The 12062-nt window shown below is 72.7% G+C and carries 11 protein-coding genes; 5 read left to right on the top strand and 6 right to left on the bottom strand.

The genetic code is table 11. The features are described 5' to 3' along the window. Positions 1-78 precede the first annotated feature (78 nt). Positions 79-849 carry an AraC family transcriptional regulator gene (locus tag ACFC1X_RS01510; protein WP_376347750.1) on the bottom strand — a complete coding sequence of 257 codons (771 nt, stop codon included), beginning with the start codon at positions 847-849 and terminating at the stop codon, positions 79-81. A gap of 98 nt (positions 850-947) precedes the next feature. On the opposite strand from ACFC1X_RS01510, the gene ACFC1X_RS01505 reads away from it, so the two are divergent. After that, the gene (locus ACFC1X_RS01505; protein WP_376347748.1) at positions 948-2012 is read left to right on the top strand and encodes a biotin/lipoate A/B protein ligase family protein; all 1065 of its coding nucleotides are present in this window, start codon (positions 948-950) and stop codon (positions 2010-2012) included. A gap of 17 nt (positions 2013-2029) precedes the next feature. On the opposite strand, the gene ACFC1X_RS01500 is transcribed toward ACFC1X_RS01505, so the two are convergent. Next, positions 2030-2707 (bottom strand): response regulator, encoded by a 678-nt coding sequence (locus ACFC1X_RS01500; protein ID WP_376347747.1) that lies wholly within the window; start codon positions 2705-2707, stop codon positions 2030-2032. After that, positions 2704-3816, bottom strand: a complete 1113-nt coding sequence (locus ACFC1X_RS01495; protein WP_376347745.1) for a sensor histidine kinase — start codon at positions 3814-3816, stop codon at positions 2704-2706. The genes ACFC1X_RS01500 and ACFC1X_RS01495 overlap by 4 nt, the downstream gene beginning before the upstream one ends. A gap of 166 nt (positions 3817-3982) precedes the next feature. Here ACFC1X_RS01495 and ACFC1X_RS01490 point away from each other — a divergent pair, with 166 nt between their 5' ends. From ACFC1X_RS01490 to ACFC1X_RS01475, 4 genes are all read left to right on the top strand, one after another. Beyond that, positions 3983-5044, top strand: coding sequence for a carboxymuconolactone decarboxylase family protein (locus ACFC1X_RS01490; protein WP_376347743.1), 1062 nt, complete (start codon positions 3983-3985; stop codon positions 5042-5044). After that, complete coding sequence (locus ACFC1X_RS01485; RefSeq protein WP_376347741.1) at positions 5041-5862, top strand: class I SAM-dependent methyltransferase; 822 nt, start codon at positions 5041-5043, stop codon at positions 5860-5862. The genes ACFC1X_RS01490 and ACFC1X_RS01485 overlap by 4 nt, the downstream gene beginning before the upstream one ends. A 253-nt stretch (positions 5863-6115) precedes the next feature. Then, the gene (locus ACFC1X_RS01480; protein ID WP_376347739.1) at positions 6116-6778 is read left to right on the top strand and encodes a hypothetical protein; all 663 of its coding nucleotides are present in this window, start codon (positions 6116-6118) and stop codon (positions 6776-6778) included. Between the two features lie 361 nt (positions 6779-7139). Beyond that, positions 7140-8015 (top strand): CAP domain-containing protein, encoded by an 876-nt coding sequence (locus ACFC1X_RS01475; RefSeq protein WP_376347738.1) that lies wholly within the window; start codon positions 7140-7142, stop codon positions 8013-8015. Positions 8016-8050: 35 nt separating this feature from the next. Here the strand turns inward: ACFC1X_RS01475 and ACFC1X_RS01470 are convergent, their stop codons facing one another. The 3 genes from ACFC1X_RS01470 to hydA are packed head-to-tail and all read right to left on the bottom strand — an operon-like array spanning position 8051 to position 12050. Next, on the bottom strand, positions 8051-9571 hold the full coding sequence (locus tag ACFC1X_RS01470; RefSeq protein ID WP_376347737.1) for an NCS1 family nucleobase:cation symporter-1: 1521 nt from the start codon (positions 9569-9571) through the stop codon (positions 8051-8053). 41 nt (positions 9572-9612) lie between these two features. Further along, positions 9613-10635 (bottom strand): TIGR03842 family LLM class F420-dependent oxidoreductase, encoded by a 1023-nt coding sequence (locus tag ACFC1X_RS01465; protein ID WP_376347735.1) that lies wholly within the window; start codon positions 10633-10635, stop codon positions 9613-9615. Positions 10636-10646: 11 nt separating this feature from the next. Further along, positions 10647-12050: a dihydropyrimidinase gene (hydA, locus tag ACFC1X_RS01460; RefSeq protein WP_376347734.1), complete on the bottom strand. Its 1404-nt coding sequence runs from the start codon at positions 12048-12050 to the stop codon at positions 10647-10649. Between the last annotated feature and the right edge of the window lie 12 nt (positions 12051-12062).

The raw sequence follows: 12062 nt of genomic DNA, 5'->3' as shown, positions 1-12062 counted from the left end.
GGATGCGCGCGCATCAATCGAGCCTTTTCGACAGTCCTTGTAGCGATCGGGACACCCGGCGGGGTCCCCCCGGCGCCGTCAGCCCGCCCGGAACCTGCCCGGCGTGGTGCCGGTCGTCCGCCGGAACGCGGCGCCGAAGGCACTGGCCGAGCGGTAGCCGACCGCGTCGGCCACCACGTCCACATCGAAGCCCTGGGAGAGCAACTGCACGGCGTGCTGGGCCCGTACCGAGGCGACCCACCGGGCGAAGCTGGTGCCGGTCTCGGTCCGGAACGCCCGGGTCAGGGTGCGGGCACTGCACCCAAGGGCGGTGGCCCAGCCGGTGAGCGTCCGCTGGTGGGCGGGGTCCGCGCGGACCGCGTCCACGATCGGCCGCAGCAGCTCGGACGTGGGGAGCTGCACCAGCAGGGCACGCGGTGACGGCCGCAGGACGTCGAGGACCATGGCCTCGGTCACGGCCCGGGAGCGCGCGGACAGGCCGGGTTCCTCCAGCCGCTCCAGGAGGAGCCGGAGCAGCGGGGTGATGTCCACGGCCACCGGCCTGTCGGGCAGCGCCGACTCGGTGCCGTGCCGGAAGAAGTGGGCGCGGTAGGAGGTGCCCGCGACGGCGGAGGCGGAGTGCAGCTGTCCGGCGGGCATCCAGAGCCCCAGCGTCGGCGTGATGCACCACACCTGGGTGCCGACCACGGCGGTGGACGCGCCACGCTCGTTCCACAGCAGCTCGTGCCACGGGTGGGAGTGCTCGTTCCAGGCCGTGTCGGCGGCCACGACCTCCTCGTACCCCTTGATCACGAAGGAGACGTCGACCTCGCCGGCGGCGAGCGTCGGCAGTTCCCTGGTGACACGCATGCGGCTCAGGCTAGCCGGGCCCCGGACCGGCCCGGCGCGCGGTGGGAACACACCGGTCGGCCGGGCTGTTGCCCCGGATGCGGAACGGAGGCGCGACGGTGCACGGTGAATACAAGATCCCCGGCGGCAAGCTGGTCGTGGTGGACGTCGAGGCCGAGGGCGGTGTGCTGCGGCACGTGCGGGTGGCCGGTGACTTCTTCCTCGAACCGGACGAGGCCCTGGCGGCCGTGAACCGCGCGCTGGAGGGCGCGCCGGTGGACACGGACGCGGCGGGGCTCGCCGCGCGGATCGACGCGGCGCTGCCCGAGGGCACCGTGATGTACGGGCTGACCTCCGAGGGCGTGGCCGTCGCCGTGCGCCGGGCCCTCGCGCACGCCACGGACTGGACGGACTACGACTGGCAGCTGATCCACGAGGGGCCCGAGTCCCCAGCCCTGCACATGGCGCTGGACGAGGTGCTGACCGCCGAGGTCGCCGCGGGCCGGCGCCCGCCCACACTCCGGGTGTGGGAGTGGGGCGCCCCCGCGGTGATCATCGGCAGTTTCCAGTCGCTGCGCAACGAGGTGGACGCCGAGGGTGCCGCACGCCACGGCATCGAGGTGGTGCGCCGGATCTCCGGTGGCGGCGCCATGTTCGTCGAGCCCGGCAACACCATCACGTACTCCCTGTCCGTGCCGGACGCGCTGGTGCAGGGGCTCTCCTTCCAGGACAGCTACGCCTACCTCGACGACTGGGTGCTGGGGGCGCTCGGCGAGATGGGGATCCGCGCCTGGTACCAGCCGCTGAACGACATCGCCACCGACCAGGGCAAGATCGCCGGCGCCGCCCAGAAGCGCGTTGTCGGCCCCGGGGGCGGTCCCGGCGCCGTGCTGCACCACGTGACCATGTCCTACGACATCGACGCGGACAAGATGCTGGAGGTGCTGCGCATCGGGCGGGAGAAGATGTCCGACAAGGGCATCCGGAGCGCGAAGAAGCGGGTGGACCCGTTGCGCCGGCAGACCGGGCTGGCGCGCGAGGACGTGATCGGGCGGATGATCGCCTCCTTCGGCGCGCGGTACGGGCTGAGCCGGGGCAAGGTGACCGACGACGAACTGGCCCGGGCGCGGGAGCTGGCGGAGACGAAGTTCTCCTCCCCGGAGTGGACCGCGCGGGTGCCCTGACGGGCGGGGACCCAGGACTAACGGGTGCCGCCCCGGGCCGTCACCATGCCCGACTCGTAGGCGAACACCACGAGTTGGGCCCGGTCCCGGGCGCCCAGCTTGGTCATCGCGCGGCTGATGTGAGTCTTGGCGGTGAGCGGGCTGATCACCATGTGCGCGGCGATCTCCTCGTTGCTCAGGCCGCGGGCGGCGAGCGCGGTGACCTCGCGTTCGCGGCGGGTGAGGCAGTCCAGGCCGGGGGCGGTGGAGCGGTCCGGGGGGCGGGCGACGAACTCGCCGATGAGGGTGCGGGTGACCGACGGGGAGAGCAGCGCCTCGCCGCGCGCGACCACCTGGATGGCCTGGAGCAGGTCGGCCGGCTCGGTGTCCTTCAGCAGGAAGCCGCTCGCGCCCGCGCGCAGGGCCTCGAAGACGTACTCGTCCACGCCGTAGTTGGTGAGGATGACCACGCGAACGGCGGCGAGGGCCGGGGCGGCGGCGATGCGGCGGGTCGCCTCGATACCCGTCATCACCGGCATCTGCACGTCGACCAGGGCCACGTCGGGCACCTGGGCGCGCACCAGCGCCACACCCTGCTCGCCGTCGGCGGCCTCACCCACCACCTCGACGCCGTCCTCCGCGTCGAGGAGCGCCCGGAACCCGGCCCGCATCAGCGCCTGGTCGTCGACGAGCGCCACGCGCAGGACGTCACTCATACCGTCTCCCCCATCGGCAGCCTGGCGCGCACCGCGAAGCCGCCCTCCGCGCGCGGGGCGGCGCGCAGGGTGCCGCCCAGCGCCGTCACCCGCTCGCGCATGCCGGTCAGTCCGGTGCCCGGGACCGGCGGGCGGGCCGGATCGGCGGCTCCGTCGTCGTCCACGTCTATCGCCAACTCCCCCTCGCCTCCCCCGCCGTAGTCGATACGTACCGTGATCTTCGCCGGGCCCGCGTGCCGGGCCGCGTTGGTGAGGGCCTCCTGGACGATGCGGTAGGCGGCCCGGTCCACCGCCCGCGGCAGCGGGCGCTCGTCGCCGGTGACCGTCAGGTCGACGGCCAGTCCGGCCGCGCGGGCCCGCTCCACGAGCAGCGCCGGGGTACCGGCCGGCTCGTCGGCGCGCAGCACCTGGAGGGCCGAGCGCAGTTCGCGCATCGCCTCGCCACTGGCCTCCTGGATGGCGAGCAGCGCGGGCGGCACCTCCTCGCCGCGCTTGCGCGCCAGATGGACGGCGACGCCCGCCTGGAGCTTCACGATGGAGATGCTGTGGGTCAGCGAGTCGTGCAACTCCCGGGCGATACGCAGGCGTTCCTCACCGGCCCGGCGCAGGGCCGCCTCCTCGCGCGTGCGCTCGGCCTCCTGGGCGCGCTGTTCGGTCTGGCGCAGATACGCCTGCCAGTTGCGGTCGGCCAGGCCCGTCACCACCGCGCACAGGAACCAGCCGGCGAGCAGCCCGGCCCGCTCGGCCACCTCCTGCGTGCCGGGACCGGTCGCCACGTACCCCGCGAGGAACACCGTACTGGCGGCCGCCGCGAGGCCCCGGTGGCCGACCCGGGCGGCGGTGTGCACGGCGCCCAGGACGGGCAGCGCGGAGAGCGGCCCGGGGTGCGCGTGGACGACGTACGCCGTGCCGAGGAGGGTGGCCGCGGCCAATACCGCGCGCGGGGCGGCACGGTGGAGGGCGAGGGAGGCCGAGGCGAGGGCGATGAGCGTGAGGTCGAGCGCGTCGGTGCCGTCGTCGAAGGCGGCGACGCCCATGCCGAGGGCGCCGACCACGGCCGCGAGGACCACGTCGGCGAGCACTCTGCGGTCGATCTGACGCCCACTCATGCCCGCAGACTAGACCGGCCCGCCGACAGCCGCGTCGGCCCTGTGGACGGCTTGCGGACTACTCCCGGCGAAGTAGTGCGCACGGCGACCGCGACCGTCGGCGCAGTGCGGACCGTATCCGGCCGTACGACGACCGCGGGCGGTCCCGCGGCGCAGGCTGCTGTGCATGCCCACACCCTTCCGTCACACCGAACCGCCGCCGCCGAAGGCGGCCACCGGCCGCGTCGCCGAGGTCTACGCCCAGATGGCGCGGGACTTCGGCATCGCCGAACCCTCCACCTTCGTGGTCCTCGCCTCCGCCCCCGCCCTGCTGGCCCCCGCGTGGGCGCTGATGCGCGAGTCCCTGATCGCCGGTCCCGGCGACCGGACCGGAAAGGAGGTCGCGGCGTTCGGGGTGTCGTCGGCCAACAAGTGCCCGTTCTGCGTGGACGCGCACACCGTCCTGCTGCACGCCACCGGCGACCACGCGCTGGCCGAGCGGCTGGCCCGGGGCCTGGAACCGGAGGACGAGCGGCACGCGCGCGTACTGGACTGGGCGCGGCGCACCCGCGAGCCGGGGGCCGTGCGGGAGCCGTACCCGTTCCCGCGCGAGGAGGCGCCCGGCTATCTGGGCACCGTGCTGGCCTTCCACTTCATCAACCGTGTGGTGTCCGCGCTGGTGACCGAGAACCTGCTCCCGGCCGACGCGCAACGGCTGCGTCCGGTGCGGAGCCTGGTGGGCCGGTCGCTGTCGCGTGCCGTGCGCCGGGTCGCCGCGCCCGGTGCCTCACTTCCCCTGCTGGACGATGCCGGGCCGGGTCCGGAGTGGGCGGCGGGCACGCCGGTCGGCCCGGCGTACGCGGCGCTGCGCACCGCCGCGCTGTCCGGCGCGGGGCTCCTGGACACCGACGACCAGGCCCTCGTACGCCGGACCCTGGACGCCTGGGGCGGGGCCCATCCGCCCCTCGCGCCCGACCCGTTCCCGGACCGGCGGACCCGGCCCGGGGCGCGGCTGGCGCTGCTGGCCGCGTGCGCGCCGTACCGGATCACGGACGCGGACGTGGCGGCGTGGCGCCGGCCCGAGCACACCGACCACTGCCTGGTGCACCTCGTCGCGTACGGCGCGTTCGCCGCCGTGGACCGCGTGGAACGCGGACTGTCCGCGCCCGTCGCCCGTCCCGCCCGCCGTACGCCCGCCCGTCCGACCACCCCTTCCACCGCTCCTGCCACCTCCAAGGAGACCTCATGACCCTCGTCGCCAACTCCCGCCAGGCCGAAGCCTGGAACGGCCCGGTCGGCGCCCACTGGGCCACCCACCAGGCCCGCTACGACGCGATGCTGGCCGGGGTGAACGACGCCCTGTTCGGCGCGGCGGCCGTCGCGCCCGGCGACCGGGTCCTCGACGTCGGCTGCGGGGCGGGCGCGACGACCCGGATCGCGGCGCGACTGGCCGCTCCCGGTCACGCCGTCGGCGTCGACATCTCGGCGCCCCTGCTGGAGCGGGCCCGTGCGAGCACGGCGGCCGAGGGGGTCGCGAACGCGGCGTACGAGTGCGCGGACGCGCAGGTGCACCCCTTCCCGGCGGACGCCTACGACGTGGTCGTCAGCCGGGGCGGGGTGATGTTCTTCGAGGACCACGCCGCCGCCTTCCGCAATCTCGCGCGGGCGCTGCGTCCCGGCGGGCGGCTCGCGTTCGTCTGCCCGCAGCCGCCGGGACCGCACTCGCCGGAGGCCCGGACGCTCGCGCTGTTCGCCCGGCTCGTCGACGAGGAGCCCGGCGCCGAAGCGGTCGCCGCGCGGACCGCGATGGCCTCGCTGTCCGACCCGGACCGCGTCCGGGAGGTCCTCGCCGGGTACGAGGACGTGACGGTGGAGCCGGTCACCGTCGAGGCGGTCTGGGGCCGCGACGTCCCGGACGCCGTCGAGTTCCTGCTGTCGCGCTACCCGGGCGGCGCGCTCCCCGCGGGCCGCCTGGCCGAACTGGAGGCGGCCCTGCGCCCGTACGCCACCGACACCGGCGTCCGCATGCGTGCCGGGGTGTGGTTGGTGACCGCGGTCCGCCCCTGACGCGAGCGCCGCGCCCGGCGGCCGGTCCCCGCCGCCAACCCACCCGCCACCCGCACCGCGCCCCCTCTGCACACCCCCGCCCTCGCGGCACCCGCACCAACCTCCGCCCGTGTACCCCCACCCACGCTCCGTCTGCGTCACCGCCCGGCCACGCACCGAGTTCGGGCTTCCGCCCCACAGGGAGTCGTGTGAGACTGACGTCCCGTCCGCAGTGCGGACCCCCCTCCGCACCATCCCCCACGAGAAGTGCGCCGTGCGTTCTCTTCCCCTGCCGCTCGCCCTGACCGCGCGTCTGGCCCCCGTCGCCGTGCTCGCCACGGCGGGCTGGGCGCTGTCGTCCGGGCCGGACACCTCACCGGCCGCGACGGACAAGACGCCGCCCGACACCGCCGAGCGGTCCGCCTCCGCGCCGGCCACGGAGGCCGCGACCAAGACGTACGCCGCCGCACCCGCGCCGTGCGGGAGCCTGGCCGAGAAGACCGTCACCTCGCTGGTGCCGGGTGCCAAGTCGGCCGGCAAGGAGATCCCCTCGACCGACACGGACGTGCGCCGCACCTGTTCGTGGAACGCGCTCAAGGGATACGACTACCGCTGGCTCGACGTCTCCTTCGAGGTGATGGCGTCCGACGAGGCGGCGCAGAAGTCGTACAAGGAGCGGGTCGCCGACCGCAGCGGGGGCGGCGAGGTCCCGGGCCTCGGTGACGGCGCCTACTCGGTGGTGAACCTGACCACCGAGGACAAGCAGCAGACGCGCGAGGGCACCGTGCTGGTCCGGGCGTCCAACGCCCTGGTGATGATCACGTACAACGGCAGTGACTTCGAGTCCAAGAAGGCGCCGTCCTCGGACACCATCAACAAGGGCGCCATCAAGGCGGCCAAGGAGGCCGTGGCGGCCCTGTCCGACGAACAGGGCTGAACCGGAATCCACGGTTCCGTGACATCCGTCACGTCACTTACCGATCTCTGCGGGCACCTTAGTAGACACCGCCTCCGCGACAAATAGGACTTTGTCCGGCTTGCCACGGGTGCAGTACGGGCCAATGGGAGTGGTGGTCCAGACCATGCGGGAGAGTCTGCGCTTCTCCGCGAGCGGCGGCCTTCTGACACGACAGCAGATACCACCCGCCGCCGGTGGGGGCGGGGTCTGCACGCCCGGCCGCCTGCCGCAAGTACCGGGCACGCCTACTAAGCGCAATAGTAGAAGGACCCTTTGCCCCCGTGTGGGCCCGTCCCAAGAATGACCAACCTCAGGTTGTCGCCACCGAGTGAGGTCACGCATGGGAAAGCATCGCCACCAGCAGCACTACCGGAAGCCGGTCGTCGCGGCACTGGTTGTGGGGGCCATAGGCATACCCTCCGTCGCCCTGGCCTGTTCCGACTGGCCCGGCAGCGAGGAGCGGGAGCTGCGGAGCACCGCCGCCTCGACCACGACCGAGGACAGGTGGGGCGACGCGAACTGGTACCGGGAGTGGAGCAGCCAGCAGAGCGGTGAGCCCTCGGCGGCACCGTCTACGAAGCCGACCGCCACCGAGCGCGGTTCCAAGCCGGACGCACCCAAGCACCGGGGCGACGGACCGTCGCACAAGTCGCAAAAGCCGCACAAGCCGAAGGCGACCGCCACCCCCGAGGCCCCCGCCGCCAGGCCGTCCGACGCCGGCTCCAAGCCGTCCACCGGCTCCTCCAAGCCCACCGCCGGTGCCTCCAAGCCCCCCGCCGCGAAGCCCACCCCCTCGGCCCCCGCTTCGCCGAGCACCCCGGCTGCCACCACCCCGGCCTCCGGTGACGTCGCCAAGGTCGTGGAACTCGTCAACGCCGAGCGCGGTAAGGCCGGTTGCTCCCCGGTGACGGTGAACGCCGCCCTCACCAAGGCCGCGCAGGCACACAGCGAGGACATGGCGGCCACCGGCACCATGTCGCACTCCGGGTCCAACGGATCGTCCCCGGAGGACCGCATCACGAACGCCGGCTACAACTGGAGCACCTACGGCGAGAACGTCGCGTACGGCTACGAAACGCCCGAAAAGGTGATGGCGGGCTGGATGTCCAGCCCCGGCCACAAGGAGAACATCCTCAACTGCGACTTCAAGGAGATCGGCGTCGGCCTCGCGCAGCCCGGCTCCTACTGGACCCAGGACTTCGGCACGGCCCGCTAGACGAGCGGGGAGGGGCGGGCGCGGCCCGCAGGCGCTCACGTACGCCTGCGGCCCGCCATCAGCCCGACGTACACGACGAGCGACGCCGCCAGCCCCACCGCCCAGCCGTAGTCCGCGAGGGGCTTCAGGAAGGGGATCAGCCCGTCCTCGGGGAAGGGTCCCTTGCCCGGGGCCGAGTGGGAGCCGCCCACCGCGAGCACCCCGCCGACCACGAAGGCGGCGACGGCGCGCAGGTTCCAGCCGGAGGTGTACCAGTAGCGTCCCCCGGGCGTGTACAGGGCGGGCAGGTCCAGCACGGTGCGGCGGATCAGCCAGTAGTCGGCGATGAGGATGCCGGCGACGGTGCCGAGCAGCCCGCCGACCAGGCCGAGCCAGGTGAAGATGTACAGCTCGGGTGTCTCGGTGAGCTTCCACGGCATGATCAGCACGCCGACGACGCCCGTGATCAGTGCGCCGGTCCGGAAGTTGATCAGCCGTGGCGCCAGGTTCGCCAGGTCGTACGCCGGTGAGACGACGTTCGCCGCGATGTTCACCGAGATGGTGGCGACGAGCACCGTCACCAGGGCGAAGAGCAGTCCGAAGACGTTGTCGGTCTTGGCGGCGAGCGCGACCGGGTCCCACACCGCGGCCCCGTACACCGCCTGCGAGCCGGAGGTGACGAACACGGACAGCAGCGCGAACAGCGTCATGGTCGTGGGCAGTCCGAGCGTCTGGCCCCAGACCTGGGCGCGCTGCCCCGCACCGAAGCGGGTGAAGTCGGGAATGTTCAGACTCAGGGTCGCCCAGAAGGCGATCATGCCCATGAGGGACGGGAAGAACACCGGCCAGAAGTCGGCGCCCCAGCCGAGCCGCGACGGCTGGTCAAGGAGCGGCCCGAGGCCCCCGGCCTTGTTCGCGATCCAGACCAGCAGCACCAGCGCCCCGACGATGACGAACGGCGCGGCCCAGTTCTCGAACCGGCGCAGCGCCTCCATCCCCCGGTAGATGATGGCCAGTTCGAGGGCCCAGAACAGGACGAAGCACACCCAGAGCGTCCAGGGCTGGCCGCCGACCTCGGACGCCTCGGCCCAGCCGCCGAACAGCTTGCCGAGCAGGACGAAGATCCCCTGGCCGCCGATCCAGGTCTGGATGCCGAACCAGGCGCACGCCACCCCGGCCCGGATCAGCGCCGGCAGGTTGGCGCCGCGCAGCCCGAACGAGGCACGGGCCAGCACCGGGAACGGAATGCCGTACTTGGGCCCGGCGTGCCCGGTCAGCAGCATCGGCGCGAGCACGATGACGTTGGCGAGCGCGATGGTGAACACGGCCTGTTTCCAGTCCATGCCGAGCGCGACGAGACCGGAGGCGAGGAGCCAGGAGGGGATGTTGTGCGCCATCCCCACCCACAGGGCCGCGAAGTTGTACGTCGTCCAGCGGCGGCGGGCCAGCGGCACGGGCAGCAGGTCGTCGTTGACGAAGCGGTTGTCGGTGAGGACGGTGCCGGACGGGAGCTCGACGCGTCCCGCCTGCTCGGGTATGGGGCCGTCGGACGGCATGGGCGGGACGGTCGCGGTCATGGGCGTGACCCTTCGGCGGCGGGTTCCGGAACGGGTTCCGGTCAGCGGTGGAGTGCCGGGATGATCTCCGCGCCGTACGCGTCGATCGTCGCTTCCTGCGCGTCGTGCATGTCGTACACGGCGAACTGGTCGACGCCGAGGGCGCGCAGGGCCTGGAGCTTCTCGATGTGCTTCTCGACCGGCCCGATCAGGCAGAACCGGTCGACGATCTCGTCCGGCACGAACTGCGTGTCCGGGTTGCCGCTGCGCCCGTGGTGGGCGTAGTCGTAGCCCTCGCGGGACTTGATGTAGTCGGTGAGTTCGTCGGGGACGGCGGCGGAGTGCTCGCCGTACTTGCTGACGAGGTCGGCCACGTGGTTGCCGACCATGCCGCCGAACCAGCGGCACTGCTCACGCGCGTGGGCGAGCGCCTCGGGCGAGTCGTCGGCGGTGACGTAGGCGGGGGCGGCGACGCAGATCGTCACCTCGTCCGGGTCCCGGCCGGCGGCCGCGGCGGCGTCCTTGACGGCCTTGACCATGTACTCGGTGAGGTAGAGGTCGGCGAGCTGGAGGATGAAGCCGTCGGCCTCCTCGCCGGTCATCTTCAGGGCCTTCGGCCCGTACGCCGCCATCCACACCGGCACTTCGGCGCCCGGCTTGATCCACGGGAACCTGACCGCGGTGCCGCCGCCGAGGTCGGCCTCCTCGCCCCGGCCCAGGGCCCGGACGACCTTCATGGCCTCGCTGATGCGGGCGAGGGTGTTGGGCTTGCGGCCGGCCACGCGCATCGCGGAGTCGCCGCGGCCGATGCCGCAGACGGTGCGGTTGCCGAACATGTCGTTGAGGGTGGCGAAGGTGGAGGCGGTCACCTCCCAGGTGCGGGTGCCCGGGTTGGTGACCATCGGGCCGACCTTGAGGCTTGTGGTGTTGGCGAGGATCTGGCTGTAGATGACGAACGGCTCCTGCCAGAGCACGGCGGAGTCGAAGGTCCAGCCGTGGCTGAAGCCGTTGCGCTCGGCCCGCTGCATCAGGCTGACGACGCGGGAGGCCGGCGGGTCGGTCTGCAGGACGAGTCCGAAGTCCATGGGCTGGGCTCCTAGCTGAGGTACTGACAGGTGGAGCGCGGGAGGTACGCGCCGTGGCCCTTGTGTCCGGTGTACTCCCGCTCGGTGACGACCGGTTCGCCGCGCGAGAGCACCGTCTCCACGCGGCCGGTGACGCGCCTGCCCTCGTACGCCGAGTAGTCGACGTTCATGTGGTGCGTCTCGGCGGAGATGACCTGCTCGGCGTGCGGGTCGTAGATGACGATGTCGGCGTCGGCGCCGGGCGCGATGGTGCCCTTCTTCGGGTACAGGCCGAACATGCGGGCCGGGGAGGCGCAGGCGATCTCGATCCAGCGGCGGCGGCCGATGTGTCCGTCGACGACGGCCTGGTGGAGCAGGTCCATGCGGTTCTCGACGCCCGGCATCCCGTTGGGGATCTTGGAGAAGTCGCCGCGGCCCAGCTCCTTCTGGCCGCTGAAGCAGAAGGGGCAGTGGTCGGTCGACACCACCTGGAGGTCGTTGGTCCGCAGGCCCCGCCACAGGGCCGCCTGGTGCTCACGCGGGCGCAGCGGGGTGCTGCACACGTACTTGGCGCCCTCGAAGTCGGGCTCGGCGAGGTTGTCGGTGGACAGGAACAGGTACTGCGGGCAGGTCTCGCCGAAGACGTTCAGGCCCTCGTCGCGGGCCCGGGTCAGCTCGGCGACCGCCTCGGTCGCGGAGACGTGCACGACGTAGAGGGGCGCGCCGGCGACCTGGGCGAGTCTGATGGCGCGGTGGGTGGCCTCGGCCTCCAGGAGGGCCTTGCGGACCTCGCCGTGGAAGCGCGGGTCGGTCTCGCCGCGGGCGAGGGCCTGCTCGACCAGGACGTCGATCGCGATGCCGTTCTCGGCGTGCATCATGATCAGCCCGCCGTTCTCGGCGGCGCGCTGCATGGCCCGCAGGATCTGGCCGTCGTCGGAGTAGAAGACGCCGGGGTAGGCCATGAACTGCTTGAAGGAGGTGACCCCCTCCTCGACCAGCAGGTCCATCTCCTTGAGCGTCTCCTGGTTCACGTCGGAGACGATCATGTGGAAGCCGTAGTCGATCGCGCAGTTGCCCTCGGCCTTGGCGTGCCAGGCGTCGAGGCCCTCGCGCAGGGAGTGTCCGACGCTCTGGATGGCGAAGTCGACGATGGTGGTCGTACCGCCCCAGGCGGCGGCCCTGGTGCCGGTCTCGAAGGTGTCGGCCGCGTAGGTGCCGCCGAAGGGCATCTCCATGTGGGTGTGCCCGTCGACGCCGCCCGGGATGACGTACTTGCCGGTGGCGTCGATGACCCGCTCGGCCGTGAAGGATGCGGCGGCCGGGGTGCCGGTCGCGGCGAGGGCGGCGACCCGGCCGTCCTCGATCAGGACGTCGGCGTGGATCTCGTCGGACGCGGTGATGACGAGGCCGCCGCGGATGACGGTACGGCTGCTCATGCTGTTCCCTCC

The organism is Streptomyces sp. NPDC056128, from assembly GCF_042263835.1.
GTDB lineage: Bacteria > Actinomycetota > Actinomycetes > Streptomycetales > Streptomycetaceae > Streptomyces.
Note: the sequence above shows the minus strand (reverse complement) of the source record. Positions and strands in the feature narration are given on the sequence as shown.